Source organism: Streptomyces sp. NPDC107500, assembly GCF_055582785.1.
In genome coordinates this window covers 397,606-424,173 of record NZ_JBVJPF010000004.1, presented here as the reverse complement: position 1 = coordinate 424,173, position 26,568 = coordinate 397,606, and the positions used below count along the sequence as shown (strand labels likewise).

Below are 26,568 nucleotides of genomic sequence, written 5' to 3'. Positions count from 1 at the left end.
TCCGCACCGGACCCGGCTCCGGATTACCCACGCCAGCGTTGATCACCACGGGGTGGAGGAGTAGCGAAATGCCGCGAGCGTCAGGGGAGACCGCACGCCGCACCGCCGTCATAGGCAGCGGAGTGGCCGGTCTGACCGCCGCGTACGTACTGCGCCACGCGCACCACGTCACGCTCTACGAGGCCGACGACCGCCTCGGCGGCCACGCCCACACCCACGAACTGACCGCAGCCGACGGCCGGATCCACCGGGTCGACTCCGGGTTCATCGTGCACAACCGCCGCACCTACCCGAACCTGCTGCGCCTCTTCGACGAACTGGACGTCGCCACGCAGGAGTCGGAGATGAGCATGTCGGTGCGGTGCGAGGGCTGTGGACTCGAATACGCCGGCGCCCGCGGCCCAGCCGGTCTCCTCGCCCGTCCGCGCAACGCCCTGAACGGCCGCTACCTGCGGATGCTCGCCCAGGTGCCCCGCTTCCACCGCGCCGCCCGCCGGCTGCTCACCGCCGACGCCGACCAGTCGCTGACCCTCGGCGAGTTCCTCGACCGCGAGGGCTTCTCGGCCTACTTCCGCGCCCACTTCATGACGCCCGTGGTCTCCGCCGTGTGGTCCTGCGACGCGCTCACCGCCCTGCGCCACCCGGCCGCCCACCTGTTCCGCTTCCTGCACCACCACGGCATGCTCGCGGTCGGCGGCTCACCGGTGTGGCGCACGGTCACCGGCGGGTCCCGCACCTACGTCGACCGGATCGCCGAGCGCCTGCCCGACGTACGCACCGCCACCCCGGTCCGCTCGGTGACCCGGCACGCCGACGGCGTGGACGTGACCGCCGCCGACGGCACCACCGACACCTACGACCACCTCGTCGTCGCCGTCCACCCCGACCAGGCCCTGGAGTTGCTGGCCGACCCGACGCCGGAGGAGAAGGACGTCCTCGGCGCCTTCCGCTACTCCCGCAACGCCACCCTCCTGCACACCGACACCACCCTGCTGCCCCGTGCCCGGGGAGCCCGCTCCTCCTGGAACCACCTCATGCCGTCCTGCGACACCGGCGCCGACCGGGTCCGCGTCAGCTACGACATGAACCGCCTGCAACGCCTCGACGCGAGCGACACCTACGTCGTCAGCCTCGGCGGCGAGGACCGCGTCGACCCGGGCCGGGTGCTGGCCCGCATGACCTACGAACACCCCGTCTACACACCCGAGTCGGTCGCCGCCCAGCGCCGGCTGCCCGGCCTGCGCACCCCGGTCACCGCCTACGCCGGCGCCTACCACGGCTGGGGCTTCCACGAGGACGGCTGCCGCTCCGGCGTGGAGGCCGCCGAAGCCCTCGGGGTGACCTGGTGACCCGCACCCCCACGGCCCGCCCCGGCCTGTACCCCTGCGAGACCGTCCACGTACGCACCGACCCCACCCGCCACACCCTGCGCCACCGCACCTACATGTGGCTCGTCGACCTCGACCGCCTCCCCGAACTGCCCCGCCCGCTGCGCCCCCTCGCCGGCTTCCGCGCCCGCGACCACTTCACCGGCGACGCCCCCTCCCTGCGGGCCGGCCTCGACCGCTTCCTCGCCGGCCGGGGCATCGACCTCGCGGGCGGCCGGGTCCTCATGCTCGCGCACGCCCGCGTCCTCGGCCACGTCTTCAACCCACTGACCCTCTACTGGTGCCACGGACCCGACGGCACCCCGCGCTGCGTCGTCGCCGAGGTGCACAACACCTACGGCGAACGCCACGCCTACCTGCTCCACCCCGACGAGGCGGGCGTCGCCCACGCCGACAAGGACTTCTACGTCTCGCCGTTCTTCCCCGTCGACGGCGCCTACCGCATGCGGCTGCCGCTGCCCGCGGACCGCCTCGACCTGACCGTACGACTGGACCGGCCCGGCAGCCGCCCGTTCACCGCGACCGTCCGGGGCACCCGGCGGGAGGCCACCCCCACCGCCCTCCTGCGGCTCGCGCTGCGGCACCCGCTGTCGACGCTCGCGGTGTCCGTCGGGATCCGAAGGCACGGCATCCGTCTCTACCTGCGCGGCCTCCCCGTCCAGCCGCGCCCGGACAACCGCACCACGGAGAAAGCGACATGACCGCGACCCACCCCCGTCCCGCCACCGCGCCCCGCGTCCCCCCGGTCCGCAGCACCCCGGTCGACCCCCACCGCTGGCCCGACGTGGCCACTTTGCCCCGGACCTCCCGGGCACGCCGTGCCGTCGCCGCGGCCGTCGTCCGCCGGGCCCTGGAACGGCTGCCGCTGCGCGTGCGGTTCGCCGACGGCGACACCGTGGGCCTGGGCGGACCGCTGGTGGAGGTCCACGACCCCGACGCCTTCCACGGCCGGATCGGCGCCCAGGGACTCATCGGCTTCGGCGAGTCCTACATGGCCGGCGAGTGGGACGCCCCGGACCTGGTCGGCGCCCTCGGCGTGCTCGCCGCCGACGCCGCCCACCTGGTACCCGCCCCGCTCCAGCGGCTGCGCCGGCTGTGGCACCAACGGCAGCCCGCCGCCCTGCGCAACACACCCGAGGGCGCCCGGTCCAACATCAGCAGCCACTACGACCTGTCCAACGACCTTTTCGCCCTCTTCCTGGACGAGACCCTCAGCTACTCCTCGGCCGTCTTCCTCGGCTTCCCGGCCCGCCGCGAGTCGCTCGCCACCGCCCAGCAGCGCAAGATCGACCGGCTGCTGGACCTCGCCGAGGTCGGCGACGGCACCCGGCTCCTGGAGATCGGCACCGGCTGGGGCGAACTCGCCCTGCGCGCCGCCGCGCGCGGCGCGCGCGTCACCTCCCTCACCCTCTCCCGCGAACAGCGCGACCGCGCCCTGGAACGCGCCCGCGAGGCCGGACTCACCGACCGCGTCCGGGTCGAACTGCGGGACTACCGCGAGGAGAAGGGCACCTACGACGCCGTCGTCAGCGTCGAGATGATAGAGGCCGTCGGCGCCGAGTTCTGGCCGGTCTACTTCCGTGCCCTCGACGACCGCCTCGCCCCGGGCGGCCGGGCCGCACTCCAGGCCATCACCCTGCCGCACGACCGCATGACGGCCTCCCGCTCCACCCACACCTGGATCCAGAAGTACGTCTTCCCGGGCGGCCTGATCCCCTCCGCGGAGGCGATCGAGACGACGGTCCGCGACCACACCGGGCTGCGCGTCGCCCGCCGCGACGGATTCGGCGCGCACTACGCCGAGACGCTGCGGCTGTGGCGGGAACGGTTCACCGAACGCGCCGCCGAGGTCGACGCCCTCGGCTTCGACGAGACCTTCCGGCGCCTGTGGACCTTCTACCTCGCCTACTCCGAGGCCGGCTTCCGCGCCGCCTACCTCGACGTCCAGCAGTACCTGCTCACCAAGGAGGCCACCGCCCGATGACCCCCGCCCGCACCGGCGCCGCCCACCGGCTCGCCGCGCTCGTCGAGGACGCGCTCGGCGGTCCGCTCCCCGTCCGGCTGCGTGCCTGGGACGGCACGGAGACCGGCCCCGCAGACGGCCCCGTGGTCGTCGTCCGCTCCCGGCGCGCCCTGCGCCGCCTGCTCTGGCAGCCCGGCGAACTCGGCCTGGCCCAGGCCTATGTCACCGGCGAACTCGACGTGGACGGCGACCTGGCCGACGGCCTGCGCCGGATGTGGGCGGCCGCCCGCGAACGCAGCCCGCACCCGCCCCGCCCGGGTCTCGCCGACCGGGCCCGCGCCGCCACGACCGCCGTCCGCCTCGGCGCCGTGGGGCCCCGCCCGCCGGTGCCCGCCTCCCAGGCCCGGCTGCGCGGCGGCCTGCACACCAAGTCCCGCGACCGCGCCGCCATCAGCCACCACTACGACCTCTCCAACGACTTCTACCGCCTCCTCCTCGACGACACCATGGCCTACTCCTGCGGGTTGTGGGCGGACGAGCACACCGACGCCGACGCCGCCGACGCCCAGCGGGCCAAGCTGGAACTGATCTGCCGCAAGCTGGGCCTCACCGAGGGCGCCCGCCTGCTCGACATCGGCTGCGGCTGGGGCTCGCTCACCCTGCACGCGGCCGAACGGCACAAGGCGCGGGTCACCGCGGTCACGCTGGCGCGGGAGCAGGCCGCCCACGTCCGCGAACAGGTGCGCGAGCGCGGCCTGGAGGACCGGGTGGAGGTCGTCTGCCAGGACTACCGCGACATCACCGGCGGCGACTACGACGCCGTCTCCAGCGTCGAGATGGGCGAACACGTCGGCGACGCCGAGTATCCGGCGTTCGCCGCCGCCCTGCACCGACTGGTACGGCCCCAGGGCCGCGTCCTCGTGCAGCAGATGTCGCGGGGCCGCAACGCCCCCGGCGGCGGTGCCTTCATCGAGGCCTACATCGCCCCCGACATGCACATGCGGCCACTGGGCGAGACCGTCCAGCTCCTGGAGGACGCCGGACTCGAAGTGCGCCACACCGAGTCCCTGCGCGAGCACTACGTCCGCACCGTCGCCGCGTGGGAACGCACCCTGGAGCAGCGCTGGGACGACTTCACCGCCCTCGTCGGCGAGGAGACCGCGCGGGTGTGGCGGCTGTACCTGGTGGGCGGCGCGCTCGCCTTCGAGCAGCGGCGGATGGGCGTGGACCAGATCCTGGGCGTACGGCCGACCGCCGAGGGCGTCAGCGGGATGCCCGCCGTGCCGGGGGAGTGGTACGAGCGGCTGGACGCGTCGTGAGCGGCCTTCCGTGGGGCGCGTTCGCCGCCGGCCTCGGCTGGGCGGCGGCCGCCGCGCTCGCCGTCATGCTGGCCACCTTCGCCGTCGCCGTGCGCAAGGGCGTGCACCGGGTCGTGGACGTGGCGTGGGGCCTGGGCTTCGCCGCCGTCGCGGCCGTGACCTGCGGGACGGCGGCAGCGGCCGGGGAGGGCGACCCGGTCCGGCAGGTCCTGGTCGCCGCCGTGACCGCCGTCTGGGGGCTGCGGCTGGCGGTGCACATCGGCCGGCGCGGCCGGGGTCACGGCGAGGACCCGCGCTACGACGCCATGCTCGCCAAGGCGCCCGGCAACCGGAACCTCTACGCCCTGCGCATGGTCTACCTGCTCCAGGGGGCCCTCGTATGGCTGGTGTCACTGCCCGTCCAGGCGGCCTCCTACGGTTCCGGCCCGGTCACGGCCCTGGCCTGGACCGGCGCGGCCGTCTGGGCCGTCGGCCTGGTCTTCGAGGCGGTCGGAGACGCCCAACTGGCCCGCTTCAAGGCGGACCCGGCCCACAAGGGCCGCATCATGGACCGCGGCCTGTGGAGCTGGACCCGGCACCCCAACTACTTCGGCGACTTCCTCGTCTGGTGGGGCCTGTTCCTGATCGCCTGCGACGCGGGCCCCGCGGCCGCCGCGGTCTCGGTGATCTCCCCGCTGGTCATGACGTACCTGCTGATCGGCGGCAGCGGGAAGCGGCTGCTGGAACGGCACATGGCCGACCGGCCGGGGTGGTCCGGGTACGCGGCACGCACCAGCGGCTTCTTCCCGCGCCCGCCGAGCCGACGGGCGTAGCGCGGACGCGGTCGGGCGGGGTGAGGGCTCGCGCGCGGGCCCTCACCCCCGTTCAGGCCGGCATGCTCATCAGGGCGACCGGGTCCGAGGTCGGCTGCGGGGAACCGCCCGCCGGTTCCACGGTGATGCCGACGCCGCCCGCACCGTCGACGGCGCCCTCCATCAGCACCGCCTGACTGGACCGGCCCGGATCCATCAGACCCGCCGACCGCATCGTCCCGTGATCGTCGAACCAGAGCTGGTAGACCTTGCCCCGCGGCGGCTCGGCCATGCCCGAGGCCAGGAACACGGCCCGGTCCTGGTCCCCGGAGACCACGACGGTCCCGGTGGCCCCGCCGGCCAGGCGCGCGGTACGCGACTCGGCGTCCGGCGCGGCCAGCACCCCGGCCAGGGTCTCGGCCCGCCGCTCGGCCTGTGCCGCCCGCTCCCCGGCGTCCTGCGCCCGCTCGTACTGCCACACCGCCGTGCCACCCAGCCCTGCCGCGGCGGCCAGGCAGGCGGCCAGCGCCCAACGGCCCAGACCACGCCCCCGGGGTGCGAGGCGGCGTGCCCTGCCGGCCGTGCCGCCACCCGGTGGGACCTGGCGCACGGTCGTGATCCGGTGCAGCACCCGGTCCCTCATCGCGGGGCCCGGCACGAGCGTCGCGGCCAGCCCCAGCCGGGCCGTGGCGGCGGCGAACTCACTGGTCTCCCGCTCACAGGGCGCGCAGCGCGCCAGATGCCGTTCGAAGGCGGTCCGCTCGTCGTCGGGCAGCGCGTGCAGGGCGTAGGCGCCCGTCAGGCTGTGCAGGTCCTCGGTGCGCATCACGCACTCACCCCCAGGCAGTCGCGGAGTCGGATGAGGCCGTCGCGGAGCCGCGTCTTGACCGTGCCCAGCGGCAGCGCGAGCGCCTCGGCCACCTGCCGGTAGGTCAGGCCGCGGTAGTAGGCCAGGGTGACGGACTGGCGCTGGATCTCGGTCAGGGTGCGCAGACAGCGCCGCACCTGCTCCCTTTCCAGCCGGGCCTCCACCTGCTCCGTCACCTCGTCGAACTCGGGCGTACGGTCGAGCAGGGCGGCCCTGTGGTCGCGGGCCGCGGCGGCCTCCACCGACCGCACCCGGTCCACCGCCCGCCGGTGGGCCAGGGTCAGGATCCAGTTCACCACCGTGCCCCGCTCGGGCCGGTAGCGCGGCGCCGTGCGCCACACCTCGACCAGCACCTCCTGCGCGACCTCCTCGGACTGCGCCTGGTCGCGCAGCACCGCCCGGGCGACCCCGAGCACGGATCCCGCCATCGCGTCGTACACCGCGGCGAAGGAGTCCTGATCGCCGAGGGCCACCTCGCGGATCAGCTGTTGCAGGTCGGGCTGTGACGATGGATTTCGGCCGATGTGTACGGCTTCCTTCACGACGGTTTCTCCAAAAGAACGCGACGGGCGGGCATGTCCCCGCGTAATCCGGGGCCGGACGGCCCGCGGATTGGTCGCCGGACCGCCGAAGGACGCGGTGACCTCGCCCGACGCCCACCCTCCCACGGGTACACTGGCCCCCGTTCGCGTTCGATCGGCTCCCCGGAGCGGGAGGAAAGGGAGGTGAGGTTGATGACCGTGCTCGACGCCGCCCCTCGCTGCGCCCGGATCTCCCTCGCGTCCCGAGCGGCGGCCTGACCCCGCATCCCACGAACGCAGACACCAGAAACGGATCCCTGTCCCGTCATGCCTCACACCTGGCACACCCGCGCCGAGACCGGCGCCGACATCCCCGTCGTCCGCGACATCGTCCGCGCCGCCTTCCCCACCCCGGAGGAGGCCGCCCTGGTCGACGCGCTGCGCGCCGACCCCGGGGCCTGGATCGAGGGCCTGTCCGTGGTCGCGGTCGACGACGCCGACCGCCCCGTGGGCCACGCCCTGCTGACCCGCTGCCACATCGGTGAGCACCCGGCGCTCTGCCTCGCACCCGTCGCCGTCCGGCCCGGGTCGCAGCGGAGCGGCGCCGGTGCGGCAGCCGTCCGGGCCGCGCTGGCGGCGGCCGAGCGGCTCGGCGAGCACCATGTCGTCGTCCTCGGGCACCCCGAGTACTACCCCCGGTTCGGCTTCACCCGGGCCTCGGCCCATGGCATCGGCCTGACCATCGACGTCCCGGACGAGGCCCTCATGGCCCTCACCCTGGACGCCGCCCACCCGCTGCCGTCCGGCACCGTCCGGTACGCGGCGCCCTTCGGTATCTGATCCCGCGACCGATCCGGCACTGATCCGGCACACCGGGTGCCGGCGGGACTCCCTCCCGCCGGCACCCGGCATTTTCCTCGGTCCAAACCCTTGACCCCGTGCCCGGGCTCCTTCACATTACTGGTTAATGCGCATTAGGTAATGCGCATTAACGCGACCGAGGGGAGCAGTGGTGGCGAAGGAAGCCACAGGGCGGGCGAAGCCGGGGCGGGCCCCCGCGCCGCCCGGCCGACGGGGCCGGCCGAGGCAGGCGGAGGTCGCCCGGCTCGCGGGTGTGTCGCAGGCGACGGTGTCCCTGGTGCTCTCCGGACGCGACATCGCGACCGGCCGGCCGATCTCGGCGGAGACCCGCGGCAAGGTCCTCGACGCCGCCCGCAGCCTCGGCTACGTCCCCGACCCGGCCGCCAGCCGCCTCGCCGCCGCCCGCAACAACCTGCTCGGCGTCTTCAGCTTCACCGCGACCTTCCCGACCGACGTCCGGCACTCCTACTACCCCTTCCTCGTCGGCGTCGAGCAGGAGGCCGCGGCGCAGGGCTACGACCTGGTGCTGTTCACCGGCTCCAGCAGCGGGGGAGCGGGCGCGTCCGGGGCCGGCGCGCTCAACCGGGTGCGGCTGGCGGACGGTTGCCTCTTCCTGGGCCGCCACGCCCCCGCGGACGAGCTGCGCCGGCTGGTGGCCGACGACTTCCCGGTCGTGCACGTCGGCCGGCCCGACGAGGCGGAGGGGCTGGCCTGGGTCGGCGCCGACTACGTCAGCGCGAGCCGCGAGGTCGTCACCACGCTCGCCGGGCTCGGCCACCGGCGGGTCATGCTGGTCCGCGAGGACGACGAGGCGCCCGCCTCCAGCGACCGCGAACGAGGCTTCTTGGACGGCCTGTCGGCGAGCGGACTGCCCGCCGGCCCCGACGCCGTGTTCCGCTCCGGCGACCTGCGCCGCGACCTCACCGCGGACCGCGTGAGCGCCTGGCTGGCCGACGGTGTGACCGCGTTCGTCGCCGAGGAGACCGACACCGGAACCGCCTGGCGGGCGCTGCGCGCGGCCGTCGACGCGGCCGGCCTGGACTGCCCCGGCCAGGTCTCGCTGGCCCTGCTCGGCAGCCCGCCCGCCGACCTCGCCGACGAACCGGCCCCCATGGGCTTCGACATCCCCCGCCCCACGCTGGGCGCCGAGGCGGTGCGGCTGCTCGCCGCCCGTGTCGCGGGCGAACCCGCCAGGGCCACGCTCGTCGCCTGCGCCTTCCGGCCGGGCACCACCGCCGGCCCGCCGGCCGGCCCCTGAACCCCCGTCACCCACCCCCCCCTTGTACGAACCGCACCACCAGAGGAGCAGCGTGATACCGGAACCCGACATCCTCGTCGTCGGCGGCGGCCTGGGCGGCGTCGCCGCGGCCCTCGCCGCCTGCCGGGCCGGCCGCAGTGTCGTCCTGACCGAGGAGACGGACTGGATCGGCGGCCAGCTCACCAGCCAGGCCGTCCCGCCCGACGAACACCCGTGGGTCGAGCAGTTCGGCACCACCGCCACCTACCGGCGACTGCGCGAGGGCATCCGCCAGTACTACCGCCAGTGGTACCCCCTGCGCGCCGAGGCTCTGGCGCTCACCGACCTCAACCCCGGTGCCGGGCGGGTCAGCAAGCTGTGCCACGAGCCGAAGGTCGCCCTCGCCGTCCTGGAGGGCATGCTCGCGCCGCACCTGGCGGCCGGACGGCTCACCGTCCTGACCGAGCACCGCCCCGTGGCCGCCGAGTCGGACAACGATGTCGTGCGCGCCGTCACCCTGGAGGACCTGCGCGACGGCACCCGCCGCACGGTCCCCGCCCGCTACGTCCTGGACGCCACCGAGACCGGCGAACTCCTCCACCTCGCGGGCGTCGAACACGCCAACGGGGCCGAGTCCAGGGCCGAGTTCGACGAACCCCACGCCCCAGAGCACGCCCAGCCGGACAACCAGCAGGGCATCACCGTCTGCTTCGCCCTCTCCCACCACGAGGGTGAGGACCACACCGTCGACCGCCCCGCCGACTACGACTTCTGGCGCTCCTACCGGCCCGGCTTCTGGCCCGGCCCGCTGCTCGGCTTCGAGGCCCCCGACCCGCGCACCCTGGAACCGGTGCCGCGCACCTTCGAACCCAACCCCGACCTCGACCCGCTGGCCGTCAGCGCCGACCAGAGCGCCGACGCGGGCGACAAGGAGCTGTGGGGCTTCCGCCGCATCCTCGCCCGCAAGCTGCACACCGAGGGCGCCTTCGACTCCGACATCACCCTCGTCAACTGGCCGCTCAACGACTACTGGCTGAAGCCCTACATCGGCCAGGAGGCCGAAGCCCTGCACGAGGCGCGGCAGTTGTCCCTGTCGGTGCTGTACTGGCTCCAGACCGAGGCGCCCCGCCCCGACGGCGGCACCGGATTCCCCGGGCTGCGTCCGCGACCCGACGTGACCGGCACCCCCGACGGGCTCGCCAAGGCGGCGTACGTCCGCGAGTCCCGCCGGATCAAGGCGGTCACCATCGTCACCGAGCACGACGTCGCCATCGACCTGGTCGGCCCCTACGGCGGCACCCGCCACCGGGACTCCGTGGGCGTCGGCAACTACCGCATCGACCTGCACCCGTCCACCGGCGGTGACAACTACGTCGACATCGGGTCGGTGCCCTTCGAGATCCCGCTCGGGGCGCTCGTGCCGCGCCGGGTGCGCAACCTGCTGCCGGCCGGCAAGAACCTCGGCACCACGCACATCACCAACGGCTGCTACCGGCTGCACCCGGTGGAGTGGAACATCGGCGAGGTCGCCGGAGCCCTCGCCGCCCACTGCCTCGCCGAGAACGTCGAGCCGCACCAGGTGCAGGCCGAGGACAAGAGGTACGACGAGTTCGCCAAGGTGCTCGACCGCGGCGGCGTGCAGCGTCACTGGCCCGACGTCAGGGGCTACTGAACGACCCCGTGCGCGGGGGGAGTTCGGGCGGGGCAGCTCCACCTGCCCCGCCCGGTGACCGCCCGCGCGCGGACCGACCCAGCACAAGGAGGTGCCCGGACATGACCACCCACCGCATCCGCGTCGGCATCGACGTGGGCGGAACCTTCACCGACGCCGTGGCGGTCGACGCCACGACGCTCAGGCTCGTGGGCCAGGTGAAGGTCCCCACGAGCCACCATCACGAGGACGGCGTCGCCCACGGCATCGTCGAAGCGCTCGACCGGCTGCTGACGCAGACCGGACACGCACCCGCCGACGTCGCCTTCCTGGCACATGGCACGACCCAGGCTACCAACGCCCTGCTGGAGGGCGACGTCGCCACCGTCGGCCTGCTCGGCATCGGCACCGGCGGCGGGACGTACTTCACCCGCCGCCTGGCCTCGCTCGCCAAGCTCGAACTCACCCCCGGCAAGAGGCTGCCGCTGCACTACGCGCACGTGCCCGACCCCGACGACACCACCGCCGTACGGACCGCCGTCGAGCGGCTCACCGCGGCCGGCGCGGAGGCGCTGGTGGCCAGCGAACCGTTCGGCGTCGACCGGCCCGAGGGCGAGACGGCGGTCGCCGAGGCGGCCCGCGCGACCGGCCTGCCGACCACCGCGGCCCACGAGATCACCTCGCTGTACGGACTGCGCAAGCGCACCCGCACCGCCGTCGTCAACGCGGCGATCCTGCCCCGCATGCTGGCCACCGCCGACCTCGTCGACGCCTCCATCACCAAGGCGGGCGTCACCGCGCCGCTGATGGTGATGCGCTGTGACGGGGGAGTGATGTCCCTCGACGAGATGCGGCGCAGGCCCCTGCTGACCGTGCTGTCGGGTCCCGCGGCCGGGGTGGCCGGAGCGCTCATGCAGGAGCGCGTGAGCGAGGGCGTGTTCCTGGAGACGGGCGGCACCTCCACCGACATCAGCGTCGTCAAGCGCGGCAAGGTCGCGGTCCGCCACGCCACCATCCTCGGCCGCACCTCGTACCTCAACGCCCTCGACGTGCGCACGGTCGGCGTCGGCGGCGGCTCCATGGTGCGCGTCTCCGGCGGCCGGGTCACCGGCACCGGACCCCGCAGCGCGCACATCGCGGGCCTGCCGTACGCCTGTTTCGCCGACCCGGCCGACCTGCGGGACGCGACGCTCACCACGATCAGCCCGCTGCCCGGCGACCCCGCCGACTACGCGGTGCTCGACGCCGCGGGCGGCCGGTTCGCGCTCACCATGACCTGCGCCGCCAACGCGCTCGGCCGGGTCCCCGAGGGCGACTTCGCGCACGCCGACCCCGGTACCGCCCGTGCCGCGCTGGCCCCGCTCGCCGCCGCCCTCGGCACCGACGTGCCCACCGCCGCCGCCCGGCTCCTGGACGCCGGCACCGGCCAGGTGAAGGCCGTCGTGGACGACCTGGTCCGCGAGTACCGCCTCGACACCGACACCGCCGTCCTGGTCGGGGGAGGCGGCGGCGCGGCCTCCGTCACCCCGCACCTGGCCGACCGCACCGGCATGACCGGCCGCATCGCCCGGAACAACGAGGTCATCAGCCCCATCGGCGTCGCCCTCGCCCTGGTCCGCGAACAGGTCGAGCGGATCGTGCCCGGCGCGACCCAGGAGCAGATCCTCGCCGTCCGCGCCGAGGCCGAACGCGCCGTGGTCGAACAGGGCGCCGCCGCCGACGGCGTCGAGGTCGAGGTCACCGTCGACCCGCAGACCAACGTCGTACGCGCCATCGCCACCGGCGCGACCGAACTGCGCACCCAGGACCGGGCCCACCGCGCCGACGACGACGAGCGGCTGCGCCTGGCCGCCACCAGCCTCAGGACCGAGCCGTCGAAGGTGGAGGTGCTCGCGGGCACCCCCGCGCACACCGTCTACGGCACCGAGGTGCAGCGCCGCTTCCGCCCCGTCCGCCACCCGGTGCGGGTCGTGGACGCCGACGGCGTCGTACGCCACCACGCGGCCGACGCCCGGGTCGAGGCGACCACCGTCGCGAGCGCCCCCGAGGTGCTGGCCAAGCTGGTGACCGAGGCCACCTCCTACGGCGACGGAGGCGTCCGCGCCCCCGCCGTGCGGCTGCTGGTCGGCTCCCGCATCGCCGACCTCTCCGGCGTCCTCGACCCGGCGCCGCTGCTCGCCCTCGCCCGGAGCGAGCTGCGCTCCCGCGCCGCCGACGAACCAGTCGTCGCCGTCCTGGAGGTGCGGGAATGACCGCCCAGGACGCCCTCGCGACGGCGGACCCCGCCGCCACCGACGACATCGGGTGGGCGGTACGGCTGCTGGCGGCCACCCCCACCCACGAGCACCGCGACCCGGAGCTGCTGCGCCACTGGGCCCGCACCGCCGACGCGTTCGGCTCCGCCCTCGCGCCCGTTCCGTGCGCGGCGAGAGTCGTGGAGAGCGACGGCGGCCTCGCGCACGGCCTGCTGGCCCGCTACACCTCCAGACCGCCCACGGTCGAGCTGTACACCGACACCATCGCGCTCGCCGAACGCGTCGTCGACGCCCGCGGCTGGCGCGCCTGGTACCCGGCGGGATCCGTACGGGCCGCCGCCCTCGCCCACGAGGCGGTGCACGCCCACCTCCACCACGGCCCCGCCCGCGCCGCCCTGAAGCACGCCCTCGGCCACCACGCCCTGCGCCTGGGCCGCCTGCGCGTGCCCGGCCACGTCGCCGGCGCCGAGGAGGTGGCCGCGCACGCCTACGCCCGCACCGTCTGCGGACTCGGCCGCAGCCCCCTGCTGCTGACCGCCGCCCTGGCCGCCGAGGCCGGGACCGGAAACCTCCCCTCACCTGCACGTGACGCAAGAAGAGAGAACTGACCCATGGGTGTCGTCATCCTCCTCGTCATGGCGGCCGGCGTCGCCGCGATGCTCACCCGCAAACTCCCCACCGCCTTCGCCCTGGTGCTGCTGGCCGTGGTCATCGCCTTCCTCTCCGGCGCGCCCCTGACCGGTGAGAACAGCGTCCTGGACACGGTCCTCCAGGAAGGCGCCCCGGCGCTCGCGGCCACCATGGTCGCCATCATCCTCGGCTCCTGGCTGGGCAGACTGCTCGACGAGACCGGCATCGCCGGCACCCTCGTCCGCAAGATCGTGGAGTTCGGCGGCGACCGGCCCACCGTCGTCGCCCTCGGTGTCCTCGCCGTCTCCGCGCTCGTCGGCACGGTCACCGGATCGGCGCCCGCGGCGATGCTGGCCGGCATCATCGGCATCCCCGCCATGGTCGCCGTCGGCGTGCCCAAGGTGACGGCGGCGGGGACCGTGCTGATGGGCATCGCGGTCGGGGTGCCCTTCGAACTGCCCGTCTGGCAGTTCTTCTCCACCGCGCTGGACCTGCCGGTCGACACGGTGCGCGGCTTCATGGTGAAGCTGTTCCCGTTCGCGCTGGTCGCCGCCGTCGCCTACGTGGTGATCGAGAACCGGCGGCGCGGCACCGAGCACGCCTGGTCCCTCAAGTCGGTGACTTCCCGGCCGCCGTCGCGCCGCGAACGCCTCGGCGACGCGCCCTGGTACGCGCTGCTCGCCCCCGCCGTCCCGCTGGTGCTGGCCCTCGGCCTGGAGGTGGCCATCATCCCCTCCCTGCTGGCCGGCGTGCTCTACGCGCTGGTCACCACCACCCGGCCCGGCGAGATGAACAAGCGGCTGCTGCGCACTCTTTACGGCGGCTTCGAGGTGGCGGCGCCCCCGCTCGCCCTGTTCGTCGCGATCGGCATCCTGCTCGCCGCCGTCAAACTCCCCGGCGCCGTCGACGCGCTGGAGCCGCTGATGAAGGCGGTCAGCCCGCAGAACCCGGTGCTGTTCGTCCTCGTCTTCACCCTGCTGGTGCCGCTCTGCCTGTACCGCGGCCCGCTGAACGTCTTCGGTCTCGGCGCGGGCATCGCGGGCGTCCTCATCGCCACCGGTATCTACCCGGCCGTCGCCGTCCTCGGCATGGCCACCTCGTACAACCAGGTCTTCGGCGTCGCCGACCCGACCAGCACGCAGACGGTGTGGGCCGCCCAGTACGCGGGTGTCAGCCCGCAGCAGGTGATGGTCCGCACCCTGCCCTACGTGTGGCTGGTCGCCCTGGGCGGCATGTGCGTCACCGCCGCCCTGTACCTCTGACCCCTCCCTCTCCCCAGGAGTCGACATGCACGAGCCGCACCTCGACCGCCGTCTGTTCCTGAAGGGCACGGCCGTCACCGGTGCCGCCCTCGCGCTGGGCGCCACCGCCGTACCCGCCGCCTCCGCCGCGCCCGGCGGCTTCCCCGACTACACCCATATCCGCACCCTGCTGACGCCGTCCCAGCTCGCCTACAACCCCACCGGCGAGATCATCTTCCCGACCGTCCGGGGTGTCTACGACCGGCTGCCCGCGAGTGGTCGGCTGGGCCGCTACTACCTGTACTACGCCCCGCACGACGCCCCCGGCGGCATCTGCCTGGCCTACGGCGACTCGCTGGAGGGACCGTTCACGGAGTACCCGGACAACCCGATCGTCTCCAACAAGTGGTCGCCGCACTACTCCGTCAGCCACGTCTCCTCGCCGCACGTCATGTGGAACGCGGAGGAGCGGGAGATGTGGCTGTACTTCCACGGGGAGAACACCACCACCCGCCTCGCCCGCTCCAAGGACGGGGTGAACTTCACCTACGACAAGGTGGTGCTGACCACCTCGATGCTGCCGTCCGGCACCACGGAGACCTCGTACGCGCGGGTCTTCCGGCACGACCTGCCCTCGCGCGGCGCCCGCTACGTCATGGTGTTCATGCTGAACAACACGACCAACCACCGCGACATCGGCTGGGGCTGGTCCGCCGACGGCCGCACCTGGACGTTCGCCCAGCAGCCCCTGGTGCGCCACGGCGACGTCGGCGCGGTCAACGTGGGCGGACCGCACCTGCTGCACCGGAACAACAACACCTACGTCGTCTACAACAAGGACAAGGAGAGCGGCGGCGACCTGATGATCACCGAGGTCGGCAACGACTTCTCGCTCCGCAGGCACCTCGGCGTCTTCTACGACTCCCGTGGCTCCGCGCCGGAGAACGGCCGTGCCGCGGCGCCCTCCTTCGGCACGGACGGCGGGGTGCCGTACATGATCTACGAGGCGGGGGAGCGGCTGGCGGGATCGATCGCGATGGCCCGCGGCTGACCCACCCGCTCCACGACGAAGGGGCCGCCCGTCCGAAGCGGACGGACGGCCCCCGTGGGGTCGGCCGGGTCAGGCGACGGGCGCCGCCGGGTCCTTGCCGGCCGGGACGGCGGCCGTCTCGCCGGCCTCCTCGGCCAGGCGCTCCATGCCGCTGGTGGTCTTCAGCGGCTTCTCCTTGATGAACACGACGGCGACCAGCGCGAGCACCGCGAACGGCGTGGCGATGAGGAACAGGTCGGCCGTGGCGACGGCGTAGGCGTGCTCGACGATCGTCCGCATCGGTGCGGGCAGCGTGGACATGTCCGGGACGCTGCTCTCGCCCGAGGCCTCACCGCCGGGCACGGTGATGCCCGCGCCGCTGAGTCCCTTGGTCATCTCACTGGCGACCCGGTTGGCGAGGATCGCGCCGAGGACGCTGACCCCGATGGTGCCGCCCATGCTGCGGAAGAAGGACAGCACGGAGGTCGCGGCGCCCAGGTCGGCGGCGGGCACGTCGTTCTGGGCGGCCAGCACCAGGTTCTGCATCAGCATGCCGACGCCGACGCCGAGCACCGCCATGTAGAGGCTGAGCAGCCCGAAGTGCGTCTTGGCGTCGATGGTGGCCAGCAGCGCGAGGCCGACGGCCATGGTGACCGCACCCGCCACCAGGTACCGCTTCCACTTGCCGGTCCGGCTGATCACCTGTCCGGCGACGGTGGACGACACCAGCAGGCCGAGGATCATCGGCAGGCTCATCAGACCCGCGACCGTCGGCGACTTGCCCAGCGAGACCTGGAAGTACTGCGAGAGGAAGACGGTCCCGCCGAACATGGCGACGCCGACCAGGAGGCTGGCGACCGTGGTCAGGGTGACGGTGCGGTTCTTGAAGATGTCGAGCGGGATGACCGGCTCGGGCGTGCGGGCCTCGACGAAGACCGCGGCGACCAGCAGCAGCACACCGCCACCGGCCAGCGCGGCGGTCTGCCAGGAGGCCCAGTCGAACTCGTTGCCGGCCAGGGACACCCAGATGAGCAGCGCGCAGACACCGGCGACGATCAGGAAGGCGCCGAGCCAGTCGATGCGCACCTCGCGCCGCGTGGTCGGCAGGCTCAGGGTGCGCTGGAGCAGGGCGATGGCGAGCAGCGCGAAGGGGACACCGATGAAGAAGCACCAGCGCCAGCCCAGCCACGAGGTGTCCACCAGGACACCGCCGACCAGCGGTCCGGCCACCGTGCCCACGGCGAAGACGGCACCGAAGATGCCGGCGTACTTGCCCAGCTGGCGGGGCGGGATGACGGAGGCCATCACGACCTGCGCGAGGGCGGTCAGACCGCCCGCGCCGATGCCCTGCACGACCCGGCTGAAGATCAGCAGGCCGACACCGTGCGAGAAGCCGGCCAGCAGCGAGCCGACGACGAACATGCCGAGCGACAGCTGGAGCAGCAGCTTCTTGTTGAAGAGGTCGGACAGCTTGCCCCACAGCGGGACCGTCGCGGTCATCGCGAGCAGTTCGGAGGTGACGACCCAGGTGTAGGAGGACTGGCTGGCGCCCAGGTCGGCGATGATCGTGGGCAGCGCGTTGGCCACGACCGTGCCGGCCAGGATCGCGACGAACATACCGGCCATCAGGCCGGACATGGCCTGGAGTATCTGCCGGTGGGTCATCGAGGTGGGAGGCGCGTCGGCGGGCGCCTGGGGTGTGGTCACGACATCTCTTTCGGTGGTGTTGGTGGGTCGCGAGCCCGGCGCGGAGGCTACGCGGTGGGTGCCGGCAGGCCGGCGGCGAGGAGGGTGAACACCTCGTGGAAGACGTCGATGAAGGCGGCTTCCTCCTGATGGGTGGACCAGTGCTCCACGCTGGTCCGCACCGCGGCGCCCGCCACCGCGGCCAGCAGCCGCGGGTAGAGACCGGGCGCGGCCCCCTCGGCGTCGGTGCCGCGCAGGCGTTCGGCGATCGCGTCGGCCAGATCGGCCTCGGCCGCCATGTGTGCGCCGACGCCGCGGGCCAGGAGGTGCGGCGAGGCGTGCAGCACCTCGGCGTGCAGTCGCCACAGCTCGTGCTGCTGCTCCGCCTCGGCCAGCTCCGCCGCCATGGCCTCGCGCAGGGCCTCCAGCGGGGAGAGCGCGGGCGGCGCGTCCAGCACGGCGCGCCGCATGCGCGCCCCAGCGTCCGCGTCGATCACGACGAAGGCGTCGTCACGCGTGTCGAAGTAGTTGAAGAACGTGCGCACCGACACCCCGGCCGCGGCGCTGATCGCCTCGACGGTGACCTTCTCCGCCCCGTGCTCGGCTGCGAGACGTACGGCGGCCTCGGCGAGGGCGGCACGCGTCGCCCGCTTCTTCCGCTCCCGCAGACCGCCTCCCGCGGCACTCTTCTCCGACATAAGTTGCATGATATGCAAAGATGCACGGTATGCAAAATTGACTCGTGGTTCAGCCCGCGCCGCCGCTCTTTGTCACAGACCATGAACAACTTCTGTGTCCGGAGGCGAAGTTGGGGTACACCGGGCAGCAGTGCGGCCGTCACCGGGGTCGGCGCCGGTGACGGCCGCGCTGTTCGCGTCCGCGCGCCCTCCCGGCACTCCGTCCGGAACGCGACGTGACCCGAACGGCCCGCTCGGGTACCCGGCCGGTCGGCGCGGGGTTGGGATGTGCACGGGACCCCGCGCCCTCGCCGCCCGACCGCCGTCCCGACCCGGAAAGGACCCCCGATGTCCGCCGACACGCAGCAGGCGCCCCCCGGGCCCACCGACGAGGAACTCGCGGGCCTGGACGCCCACTGGCGCGCCGCGAACTACCTCTCCGTCGGTCAGATCTATCTGATGGCCAACCCCCTGCTGGCCGAACCGCTCCGCCCCGAGCACGTGAAGCCCCGGCTGCTCGGCCACTGGGGCACCTCACCGGGACTCAACCTGGTCCACACCCACCTCAACCGCGTGATCAAGGCGCGCGACCTCGACGCGCTGTGCGTCTGGGGTCCCGGCCACGGAGGGCCCGCCGTGCTGGCCAACGCGTGGCTGGAGGGGTCGTACGGCGAGACCTACCCGGACGTCGGCAGGGACGCGGCGGGCATGGCCCGGCTGTTCCGGCAGTTCTCGTTCCCCGGCGGCGTGCCGAGCCACGTGGCGCCCGAGACGCCGGGCTCGATCCACGAGGGCGGCGAGCTGGGCTACTCCCTCTCGCACGCCTACGGCGCCGCCTTCGACCACCCGGACCTGCTGGTCGCCTGCGTCATCGGCGACGGCGAGGCGGAGACGGGCCCGCTGGCCACCTCCTGGCACTCCAACAAGTTCCTCGACCCGGTGCACGACGGCGCGGTCCTGCCCATCCTGCACCTCAACGGCTACAAGATCGCCAACCCGACGGTCCTGGCCCGGCTCCCCGAGGACGAACTCGACACGCTGCTGCGCGGCTACGGCCACGACCCGCTCCACGTCACCGGCGACGACCCCGCCGCCGTCCACCGCGCCACGGCACGGGCCATGGACACCGCCCTGGACCGCATCGCCGCCATCCAGCGCGCCGCCCGGGAGGACGGGGCCACCGACCGCCCCCGCTGGCCGATGATCGTGCTGCGCACACCCAAGGGCTGGACCGGACCGGCCGAGGTCGACGGACTGCCGGTGGAGAACACCTGGCGCGCCCACCAGGTCCCCCTGTCCGGCGTCAGGACCGACCCGGACCACCTCGCGCAACTGGAGCGGTGGCTGCGCTCCTACCGGCCCGAGGAACTGTTCGACGACACCGGGGCCCCGCGGCCCGCCGTCCTCGCCGCCGTCCCGGAGGGCTCCCGCCGGCTGGGCGCCACCCCGTACGCCAACGGCGGCCTGCTCCTGCGGGAACTTCCCCTGCCCCCGCTGGAGAAGTACGCCGTGACCGTGGACGCGCCGGGCGCCGCCACGCACGAACCCACCGCCGTCCTCGGCGACCTGCTCCGGGACGTCATGGACGCCACCGCCGACCGGCGCGACTTCCGGCTCGTCGGCCCCGACGAGACCGCCTCCAACCGCCTCCAGGCCGTCTACGCCGCCAGCGGCAAGGCATGGCAGGAACGGACACTGCCCGTCGACGAGGACCTGGACCGGCACGGGCGCGTCATGGAGATCCTGTCCGAGCACACCTGCCAGGGCTGGCTGGAGGGCTACCTCCTCACCGGACGGCACGGCCTCTTCTCCTGCTACGAGGCCTTCGTCCACATCGTCGACTCGATGGTCAACCAGCACGTCAAATGGCTGCGCGTGACCCGCCGCCTGCCCTGGCGGGCACCGATCGCCTCGCTCAACTACCTGCTCACCTCCCACGTCTGGCGCCAGGACCACAACGGCTTCTCCCACCAGGACCCCGGCTTCGTCGACCACATCCTCAACAAGAGCCCCGAGGCCGTACGGGTCTACCTCCCGCCGGACGCCAACACCCTGCTCTCCGTCGCCGACCACGTGCTGCGCAGCCGCGACTACGTCAACGTGATCGTCGCCGGCAAGCAGCCCTGCTTCGACTGGCTGTCCATGGACGAGGCGAAGGCGCACTGCGCGCGCGGCGCCGGCGTCTGGGACTGGGCCGGCACCGAGGACGGCGGCCGCGAACCCGACGTGGTGCTCGCCTGCGCCGGTGACGTCCCGACCCAGGAGGTGCTGGCCGCCGCCCAGCTCCTCCGCCGCGACCTGCCCTCGCTCGCCGTGCGCGTGGTCAACGTCGTGGACATCGCCCGCCTGCTGCCCAGCGGCGAACACCCGCACGGCATGAGCGACTTCGAGTACGACGGCCTGTTCACCGCCGACAAGCCGGTGATCTTCGCCTACCACGGGTACCCCTGGCTGATCCACCGGCTCGCCTACCGGCGCACCGGCCACCCGCACCTGCATGTGCGCGGCTACAAGGAGATCGGCACCACCACCACGCCGTTCGACATGGTGGTCGGCAACGACATGGACCGCTACCGCCTCGTCATGGACGTCATCGACCGGGTACCCGGCCTCGCGGTGCGCGCCGCGGACGTACGGCAGCGGATGGCGGACGTACGGCAGCGGCACCACGACTGGATCCGCGAACACGGGGTGGACCTGCCCGAGGTCGCCGACTGGAGCTGGGCGGGCCCGCGGTGACCGCCACCCCGTCGACCTGGGACTACGACCACTACGACGCCGCCGAGGAGCGGTTGCGCGAGTCGCTGTGCACGCTCGGCAACGGCTACTTCGCCACGCGCGGCGCGCTGCCCGAGTGCGCCGCGGACGACACGCACTACCCGGGCACCTACGTCGCCGGCTGCTACAACCGGCTCACGTCCACCGTCGCCGAGCGCGAGGTGGAGAACGAGGACATCGTCAACCTGCCCAACTGGCTGCCCCTGCGGTTCAGGCCCGCCGGGGAGGAGTGGCTCACGCCGGACACCGCCGAGGTCCTCGACCACCGCCAGACCGTGCACCTTGACTCGGGCGTGCTGGAGCGCCGCACCCGCTTCGGCCTCGGCGGGGGCCGCGTGCTGTCGGTGCGGCAGCTGCGTCTGGTCCACATGGCCGACCCTCATCTAGCCGCCCTGCGCACGGAGTTCACGGCCGAGGGCGGCCCGGTCGACCTGGAGGTGGAGTCGGCCCTCGACGGCGGCGTCACCAACTCCGGGGTACCGCGCTACCGGGACCTGGACGGCAGCCACCTGATCCACGTGCACACCGGAAGCGCCGACGACGGCACCGTGTGGCTGCGCTGCCGCACCCGCACCTCGGACATCCGGGTGGGCATGGCGGCCCGCACCACCGCCGAGGGACCCGTCACCCCGGCGCGCGAGCACCTGTGCGTCACCCAGCGCACGAACCCGCGTACGGAACCCGGCCGCACCGTCACCGTCGACAAGATCGTGGCCCTGCACACCTCGCGCGACCCGGCGATCAGCGACCCGCTCCAGGCCGCGATCGACCGGGTGGCCGCCGCCCCAGGCTTCGACGAACTGCTGCTCACGCACCGGACCGCCTGGGGCCAGCTGTGGCGCCGGGCCGAACTCGACGTTCCCGGTGAGGCGGGCAGCATCCTGCGTCTCCACCTCTTCCACGTACTCCAGACCCTCTCCCCGCACACCGCCGACCTCGACGTGGGCGTACCCGCGCGCGGACTGCACGGCGAGGCCTACCGCGGGCACGTCTTCTGGGACGAGCTGTTCGTCCTGCCCTACCTCAACCTCCACTTCCCCGAGGTGTCCCGGGCCCTGCTCCACTACCGGCACCGCCGCCTGGAACGGGCCCGCGCCGCAGCCCGCGCCATCGGCCGGCGCGGCGCGCTCTACCCCTGGCAGAGCGGCAGCGACGGCCGGGAGGAGACGCAGCAACTGCACCTCAACCCGCGCTCCGGCCGCTGGCTGCCGGACCACTCCCACCTCCAGCACCATGTGGGCTCGGCGATCGCGTACAACGTGTGGCAGTACTGCGAGGCCAGCGGCGACGCCGAGTTCCTGCACACCAAGGGGGCCGAGACACTGCTCCAGATCGCCCGCTTCTGGGCCGACTCCGCCGTCTGGGACGACGGGCTCGGACGCCACCGCATCCGGGGCGTCGTCGGCCCCGACGAGTACCACGAGGCCTACCCCGGCGCCCGTCTCCCCGGCCTCGACGACAACGCCTACACCAACGTCACCGCCGCGTGGGTCCTCACCCGCACCCTGGAGGTCCTGGCCGACCTCCCCGAACCCCGCCGCCGCGAACTCGTCGAACGCACCGCCCTGGGCGACGGCGAACTCGAACAGTGGGACAGCGTCTCGCGCACCCTCCACGTCCCCTTCCACAAAGGCGTCGTCAGCCAGTTCGAGGGCTACGGCGACCTCGCCGAACTCGACTGGGACGGGTACCGCGAGCGCTACGGCGACATCCGGCGCCTCGACCGCGTCCTGGAGGCCGAGAACGACAGCGTGAACAACTACCAGGCGTCCAAACAGGCCGACGTGCTGATGCTGGGCTACCTGTTCTCGCCGGTCGAACTCCTGGCCCTCTTCGGCCGGCTGGGCTACCACCTGGACGAGGAGACCTGGCAGCGCACCGTCGACTACTACCTGGCCCGCACCAGCCACGGCTCCACCCTCAGCGGACTGGTCCACGGCTGGATCCTGGCCCGCGCCCGGCGCGCCGAAGCCTGGGCCTTCTGCCAGGAGGCGCTCAAGGGCGACGTCGCCGACCTCCAGGGCGGCACCACCGGCGAAGGCATCCACCTCGGCGCCATGGCCGGCACCCTCGACCTCGTCCAGCGCGGCCTGACCGGCCTGGAGACCCGCGGGGGCGCCCTGTGGCTGAACCCGGTGCCGCTGCCGGAGCTGTCCTCGTACGGGTTCTCCATCCGCTACCAGGGCCACTGGGGCGTCCGGCTCCGGCTGGAGCACGGCCGGCTGGAGATCGCGGTACCCGAGTCCGGACCGCTGCCGATCGACGTACGGCTGCCGGACCGCGAGGTGCGACTCCAGCCGGGCGACACCTGCCGGCTCGCGCTCCCCGACTGACGCCTGGGGCCGTCAGCCCGGCAGCGGCTGGGTCACCGTGCGCGGCGACCCGTCCGGCCTGCCGTCGGTGTAGGTCAGGGTGATCCGGCTGAAGTGCCGCTCACCCGGGTCCCCGGCCGAGGCCGTGGGCCGGTCGAGCCGGACGGTCACCGGGTAGGAGCGGAACGCGCCCGCGGCGCAGTAGGGGTCGCAGTCGTTGACCGCGTTGCTGCCCCGGCCCACCGCGGCCTCGGCGTCCCAGCGGTACCAGTGCATCGACACCAGGCGGCTGTTGCCGTCCCCGCAGGCCAGGATGAACGTCCCCGGCCGGACCTCCGGCTGCCCGGCGCAGTCCACCAGTACCGGGTCCGTCGTCTGCCGGGCCGGCGCCGTCGGTGCGGCGGTGGCCGTGCCCAGGGGTACTGCGAGCGCGGCGGCGGCACACAGCGTGACCGCGGCCCTCATCGGGTTCCTGCCCATGTCTGCTCCCAGCCGTCTCGGGATCGCTTGTCTCCGCTCTCCTTTCCCCGTACGACCGTACGGCCGGGCCATGGATCGCACCACTCGTACGGAGTACCGGGCCGCCCGGCGGCGGACGACCGTCGCGCCCGGGGTCAGAAGTCCACCGGATCACGTACCAGCGGACACGTCATGCAGTGGCCCCCGCCCCGGCCGCGGCCCAGTTCCGCGCCCACGATGGGGACGACCTCGACGCGGGCCTCGCGGAGCTGGGCGTTGGTGGCGGTGTTGCGGTCGTAGGTGAAGACCACGCCCGGTTCCACCGCCACGGCGTTGTTGCCGCTGTCCCACTGCTGGCGTTCGGAGGCGTAGGCGTCGCCGCCCGTCTCCACCACGCGCAGCGCGGACAGGCCGAGCGCCTTGGCGACGACGTCGACGAAGGGGGTCGTGCCTTCGTCGACGACGTCGAAGCCCGGTGCCCGGTCGGCGGGGCGCAGCGAGAAGGTGTGGACCCCGTCCATGATGCGCGGATAGAGGGTGACCACGTCGCGGTCGGCGAAGGTGAACACCGTGTCCAGGTGCATGGCGGACCGCAGCTTCGGCATCCCGGCGACCACGACGTGCTCGGCCGCGCCGTTGCGGAACAGCGCGCCCGCGACCTGGGTGATCGCCTGGCGCGAGGTGCGCTCGCTCATGCCCATGAGGACGACCCCGTTGCCCACCGGCATGACGTCCCCGCCCTCGAAGGTGGCCTGCCCCCAGTCGCGTTCGGGGTCGCCCCACCACACCGTCGAGTCCCTGAAGTCGGGGTGGAAGGTGTAGATCGCCTTCATGAGCAGTGTCTCGTCGTGCCGCGCGGGCCAGTAGAGCGGGTTCAGGGTGAGTCCGCCGTACAGCCAGCAGGTGGTGTCGCGGGTGTACAGGGTGTTGGGCAGCGGCGGCATCAGGTACTCGCGCGCACCGGTCGACTCCCGGGCGAGCGCGAGGTACGGCGAGCGGAAGTCCTCGGTCAGGTCACCGGTGGCGAGACCGCCGACCAGGTACTCCGCGAGTTCCCGGGGCGACAGGGTCTCCAGGTAGGCGCGGGTCGCGTCGACGAGGCCGACGCCGACCCGGTTGGCGACGATCTTCCGGTCCAGGAGCCATGCCTTCGCCTCGGGGATCGCCATGATCTGCGCCAGCAGGTCGTGCAGTTCCACCACCTCCACCCCGCGCTTGCGCAGTTCGCCGACGAACGCGGCGTGGTCGCGCTGGGCGTTCTCCACCCACATCACGTCGTCGAAGAGCAGGTCGTCGGAGTTGGTGGGGGTGAGCCGCCGGTGCGCGAGACCCGGCGAACACACCAGGACCTTGCGCAGTCGGCCGACCTCGGAGTGGACGCCGAGCGCGGGCTGCGCGGCGCTCTCGTTGCTGGTCACACTGCCTCCTTGAGAAGGATTCACAGGCTGATCCACCCGGCCGCCAGGGCGACGAGACCGAGTACGGCACCCACCACGGAAACGGCCAGGACGACCAGTTCCCCGGGCGAGAACAGCCGCCGGCCCTGTTCTCGGCGGGCCATCACGAACAGGGCGGTCGCCGGGGCGTAGAGGATGAAGGACACCAACAGGAACTTCAGACCGGCCGCGTACAGCAGGAACGCCGTGTACAGGGTCGCGACGACCGCGCAGGTCAGTTCCCGCCGGGAGGTGCGGCCGCCCTCGGTGCGCGGATCGTCCCGGCTGCCGATCCGCACCGCGAACGCCGCCGCCAGCAGGTACGGGACCAGGGAGAGGGCGCTGGTCAGGTTGAGCGCGAAGTTGAACGCGTCGTCCGAGAAACTGGTGGCGATCAGCACCACCTGGGTGAGCAGCGAGGTCATCAGCAGCGCCGGCACGGGCACGTCCACGGCGTTGGCACGGCGCAGGAAGCGCGGCATGTCGTCGTCCTTGGCCGCGACGAAGAGCACCTCCGCCGCCATCAGCGTCCAGGCCAGGTAGGCGCCCAGCACCGACACGATCAGGCCGACGCTGATGAACACGCGGCCCCAGGTGCCGACGGCCGACTCCAGCACGCCCGCCATGGACGGCTGGCGCAGGCCGGCGATCTCGTCCATCGGCATGATGCCGTACGACACGATGGTGACCGACGCGAAGACGGCGAAGACGCTGAGGAAGCCCAGCACCGTCGCCCGGCCCACGTCGGAGCGGCGTCTGGCGTGCCGGGAGTAGACACTGGCGCCCTCGACGCCGAGGAAGACGAAGACGGTGGCCAGCATGGTGCCGCGCACCTGTGTGAACAGGGAACCGGCGTAGTCGGCGCCGCCGAAGTTGTCGGCGAACACACCCGGTTCGAAGTACACCAGCGCCAGGATGACGAAGAAGACGATGGGGACGAGCTTGGCGACGGTGACGACCTTGTTGATGGCGGTCGCCTCCTTCACACCGCGCCGGATGATCCAGAAGAAGGCCCACAGCCCGAGGGAGGAAAGGACGACCGCGAGGGCCGTGTCCCCGTCGCCGAGGGCCGGCCAGACGGAGCCCACGGTCGACATGATGAGGACCCAGTAGGTCACGTTGCCGACACAGGTGCTGGCCCAGTAGCCGAAGGCGGCGAAGAAGCCCAGGTACTCGCCGAAGCCCGCCTTGGCGTACGCGTAGACACCCGCGTCGAGGTCGGGCCGGCGTACGGCCAGCGACTGGAAGACGAAGGCCAGCATCAGCATGCCGGTGCCGGCGATCGCCCATGCGATGAGTGCCCCGGCGACGCCGGTCTCCTCGGCGAACCGTCCCGGCAGTGAGAACACACCCGCGCCCACCATCGACCCGACCACCATGGCGGTCAGGGTGAACAACGGCAGTTTGGCGGTGGGCGGGGATGCGTCTTCGGCGTCGGAAGCAGCGGCCTGCGACATGCCGTCCC

Annotated in this window: 21 protein-coding genes; 14 read left to right on the top strand and 7 right to left on the bottom strand. The window is 73.1% G+C overall.

Features of this window, described 5'->3' with window-relative positions:
• Positions 1-68: 68 nt before the first annotated feature.
• From ACZ67M_RS18385 to ACZ67M_RS18365, 5 genes are read left to right on the top strand one after another with little or no spacing between them, the layout of a single operon-like run.
• On the top strand, positions 69-1,349 hold the full coding sequence (locus ACZ67M_RS18385) for an NAD(P)/FAD-dependent oxidoreductase (RefSeq protein ID WP_469851733.1): 1,281 nt from the start codon (positions 69-71) through the stop codon (positions 1,347-1,349).
• Positions 1,346-2,089 carry a DUF1365 domain-containing protein gene (locus ACZ67M_RS18380; protein WP_453438475.1) on the top strand — a complete coding sequence of 248 codons (744 nt, stop codon included), beginning with the start codon at positions 1,346-1,348 and terminating at the stop codon, positions 2,087-2,089. The genes ACZ67M_RS18385 and ACZ67M_RS18380 overlap by 4 nt, the downstream gene beginning before the upstream one ends.
• Positions 2,086-3,372, top strand: a complete 1,287-nt coding sequence (locus ACZ67M_RS18375) for a class I SAM-dependent methyltransferase (RefSeq protein WP_469851731.1) — start codon at positions 2,086-2,088, stop codon at positions 3,370-3,372. The genes ACZ67M_RS18380 and ACZ67M_RS18375 overlap by 4 nt, the downstream gene beginning before the upstream one ends.
• Positions 3,369-4,670, top strand: a complete 1,302-nt coding sequence (locus ACZ67M_RS18370) for a class I SAM-dependent methyltransferase (RefSeq protein ID WP_469851729.1) — start codon at positions 3,369-3,371, stop codon at positions 4,668-4,670. The genes ACZ67M_RS18375 and ACZ67M_RS18370 overlap by 4 nt, the downstream gene beginning before the upstream one ends.
• Complete coding sequence (locus ACZ67M_RS18365) at positions 4,667-5,482, top strand: DUF1295 domain-containing protein (RefSeq protein ID WP_469851727.1); 816 nt, start codon at positions 4,667-4,669, stop codon at positions 5,480-5,482. Before ACZ67M_RS18370 ends, ACZ67M_RS18365 begins: the two co-directional genes overlap by 4 nt.
• A 52-nt stretch (positions 5,483-5,534) precedes the next feature.
• Here ACZ67M_RS18365 and ACZ67M_RS18360 read toward each other — a convergent pair whose 3' ends face one another.
• Both ACZ67M_RS18360 and ACZ67M_RS18355 read right to left on the bottom strand, forming a co-directional pair.
• Positions 5,535-6,287, bottom strand: coding sequence for an anti-sigma factor (locus ACZ67M_RS18360; protein WP_469851726.1), 753 nt, complete (start codon positions 6,285-6,287; stop codon positions 5,535-5,537).
• Entirely contained in the window at positions 6,287-6,871 is a 585-nt protein-coding gene (locus ACZ67M_RS18355) for a sigma-70 family RNA polymerase sigma factor (protein ID WP_114531742.1), read from the bottom strand. Before ACZ67M_RS18355 ends, ACZ67M_RS18360 begins: the two co-directional genes overlap by 1 nt.
• A gap of 306 nt (positions 6,872-7,177) precedes the next feature.
• Here ACZ67M_RS18355 and ACZ67M_RS18350 point away from each other — a divergent pair, with 306 nt between their 5' ends.
• The 7 genes from ACZ67M_RS18350 (at position 7,178) to ACZ67M_RS18320 (ending at position 15,776) form a co-directional block, all read left to right on the top strand.
• Positions 7,178-7,690 (top strand): GNAT family N-acetyltransferase, encoded by a 513-nt coding sequence (locus tag ACZ67M_RS18350; RefSeq protein WP_385796155.1) that lies wholly within the window; start codon positions 7,178-7,180, stop codon positions 7,688-7,690.
• A 169-nt stretch (positions 7,691-7,859) separates the two neighbouring features.
• Positions 7,860-8,969: a LacI family DNA-binding transcriptional regulator gene (locus tag ACZ67M_RS18345; protein ID WP_392013233.1), complete on the top strand. Its 1,110-nt coding sequence runs from the start codon at positions 7,860-7,862 to the stop codon at positions 8,967-8,969.
• A gap of 52 nt (positions 8,970-9,021) precedes the next feature.
• Positions 9,022-10,620 carry an FAD-dependent oxidoreductase gene (locus tag ACZ67M_RS18340; protein WP_469851723.1) on the top strand — a complete coding sequence of 533 codons (1,599 nt, stop codon included), beginning with the start codon at positions 9,022-9,024 and terminating at the stop codon, positions 10,618-10,620.
• Positions 10,621-10,721: 101 nt separating this feature from the next.
• Positions 10,722-12,851 (top strand): hydantoinase/oxoprolinase family protein, encoded by a 2,130-nt coding sequence (locus ACZ67M_RS18335; RefSeq protein WP_469851721.1) that lies wholly within the window; start codon positions 10,722-10,724, stop codon positions 12,849-12,851.
• Positions 12,848-13,462: a hypothetical protein gene (locus ACZ67M_RS18330; protein WP_385796147.1), complete on the top strand. Its 615-nt coding sequence runs from the start codon at positions 12,848-12,850 to the stop codon at positions 13,460-13,462. The genes ACZ67M_RS18335 and ACZ67M_RS18330 overlap by 4 nt, the downstream gene beginning before the upstream one ends.
• Positions 13,463-13,465: 3 nt before the next feature.
• Positions 13,466-14,746, top strand: coding sequence for a TRAP transporter large permease (locus ACZ67M_RS18325; RefSeq protein ID WP_392013228.1), 1,281 nt, complete (start codon positions 13,466-13,468; stop codon positions 14,744-14,746).
• 25 nt (positions 14,747-14,771) lie between these two features.
• Positions 14,772-15,776, top strand: a complete 1,005-nt coding sequence (locus ACZ67M_RS18320) for a twin-arginine translocation signal domain-containing protein (RefSeq protein ID WP_469851720.1) — start codon at positions 14,772-14,774, stop codon at positions 15,774-15,776.
• A 69-nt stretch (positions 15,777-15,845) separates the two neighbouring features.
• On the opposite strand, the gene ACZ67M_RS18315 is transcribed toward ACZ67M_RS18320, so the two are convergent.
• Positions 15,846-17,420 carry an MDR family MFS transporter gene (locus tag ACZ67M_RS18315; protein ID WP_385796273.1) on the bottom strand — a complete coding sequence of 525 codons (1,575 nt, stop codon included), beginning with the start codon at positions 17,418-17,420 and terminating at the stop codon, positions 15,846-15,848.
• A gap of 89 nt (positions 17,421-17,509) precedes the next feature.
• Complete coding sequence (locus ACZ67M_RS18310; protein ID WP_469851719.1) at positions 17,510-18,148, bottom strand: TetR/AcrR family transcriptional regulator; 639 nt, start codon at positions 18,146-18,148, stop codon at positions 17,510-17,512.
• A gap of 318 nt (positions 18,149-18,466) precedes the next feature.
• On the opposite strand from ACZ67M_RS18310, the gene ACZ67M_RS18305 reads away from it, so the two are divergent.
• Positions 18,467-20,857 carry a phosphoketolase family protein gene (locus ACZ67M_RS18305; protein ID WP_469851718.1) on the top strand — a complete coding sequence of 797 codons (2,391 nt, stop codon included), beginning with the start codon at positions 18,467-18,469 and terminating at the stop codon, positions 20,855-20,857.
• Entirely contained in the window at positions 20,854-23,229 is a 2,376-nt protein-coding gene (locus tag ACZ67M_RS18300; RefSeq protein ID WP_469851716.1) for a glycoside hydrolase family 65 protein, read from the top strand. Before ACZ67M_RS18305 ends, ACZ67M_RS18300 begins: the two co-directional genes overlap by 4 nt.
• Positions 23,230-23,241: 12 nt before the next feature.
• Here ACZ67M_RS18300 and ACZ67M_RS18295 read toward each other — a convergent pair whose 3' ends face one another.
• The 3 genes from ACZ67M_RS18295 to ACZ67M_RS18285 all read right to left on the bottom strand — a co-directional run bounded on the left by ACZ67M_RS18295 (position 23,242) and on the right by ACZ67M_RS18285 (position 26,560).
• Positions 23,242-23,688 carry a hypothetical protein gene (locus tag ACZ67M_RS18295; RefSeq protein WP_385796132.1) on the bottom strand — a complete coding sequence of 149 codons (447 nt, stop codon included), beginning with the start codon at positions 23,686-23,688 and terminating at the stop codon, positions 23,242-23,244.
• Positions 23,689-23,822: 134 nt separating this feature from the next.
• Complete coding sequence (locus ACZ67M_RS18290) at positions 23,823-25,085, bottom strand: arginine deiminase (protein ID WP_469851715.1); 1,263 nt, start codon at positions 25,083-25,085, stop codon at positions 23,823-23,825.
• A 20-nt stretch (positions 25,086-25,105) separates the two neighbouring features.
• Entirely contained in the window at positions 25,106-26,560 is a 1,455-nt protein-coding gene (locus tag ACZ67M_RS18285; protein WP_361367603.1) for a basic amino acid/polyamine antiporter, read from the bottom strand.
• Positions 26,561-26,568: the final 8 nt, after the last annotated feature.

Coding starts and splice junctions, on each gene's coding strand:
- ACZ67M_RS18385 (WP_469851733.1), top strand. CDS start 69: ATGCCGCGAGCGTCAGGGGAGACCGCACGCCGCACCGCCGTCATAGGC.
- ACZ67M_RS18375 (WP_469851731.1), top strand. CDS start 2,086: ATGACCGCGACCCACCCCCGTCCCGCCACCGCGCCCCGCGTCCCCCCG.
- ACZ67M_RS18370 (WP_469851729.1), top strand. CDS start 3,369: ATGACCCCCGCCCGCACCGGCGCCGCCCACCGGCTCGCCGCGCTCGTC.
- ACZ67M_RS18360 (WP_469851726.1), bottom strand. CDS start 6,287: ATGCGCACCGAGGACCTGCACAGCCTGACGGGCGCCTACGCCCTGCAC.
- ACZ67M_RS18350 (WP_385796155.1), top strand. CDS start 7,178: ATGCCTCACACCTGGCACACCCGCGCCGAGACCGGCGCCGACATCCCC.
- ACZ67M_RS18335 (WP_469851721.1), top strand. CDS start 10,722: ATGACCACCCACCGCATCCGCGTCGGCATCGACGTGGGCGGAACCTTC.
- ACZ67M_RS18330 (WP_385796147.1), top strand. CDS start 12,848: ATGACCGCCCAGGACGCCCTCGCGACGGCGGACCCCGCCGCCACCGAC.
- ACZ67M_RS18325 (WP_392013228.1), top strand. CDS start 13,466: ATGGGTGTCGTCATCCTCCTCGTCATGGCGGCCGGCGTCGCCGCGATG.
- ACZ67M_RS18320 (WP_469851720.1), top strand. CDS start 14,772: ATGCACGAGCCGCACCTCGACCGCCGTCTGTTCCTGAAGGGCACGGCC.
- ACZ67M_RS18315 (WP_385796273.1), bottom strand. CDS start 17,420: ATGACCCACCGGCAGATACTCCAGGCCATGTCCGGCCTGATGGCCGGT.
- ACZ67M_RS18310 (WP_469851719.1), bottom strand. CDS start 18,148: ATGCAACTTATGTCGGAGAAGAGTGCCGCGGGAGGCGGTCTGCGGGAG.
- ACZ67M_RS18305 (WP_469851718.1), top strand. CDS start 18,467: ATGTCCGCCGACACGCAGCAGGCGCCCCCCGGGCCCACCGACGAGGAA.
- ACZ67M_RS18295 (WP_385796132.1), bottom strand. CDS start 23,688: ATGGGCAGGAACCCGATGAGGGCCGCGGTCACGCTGTGTGCCGCCGCC.
- ACZ67M_RS18285 (WP_361367603.1), bottom strand. CDS start 26,560: ATGTCGCAGGCCGCTGCTTCCGACGCCGAAGACGCATCCCCGCCCACC.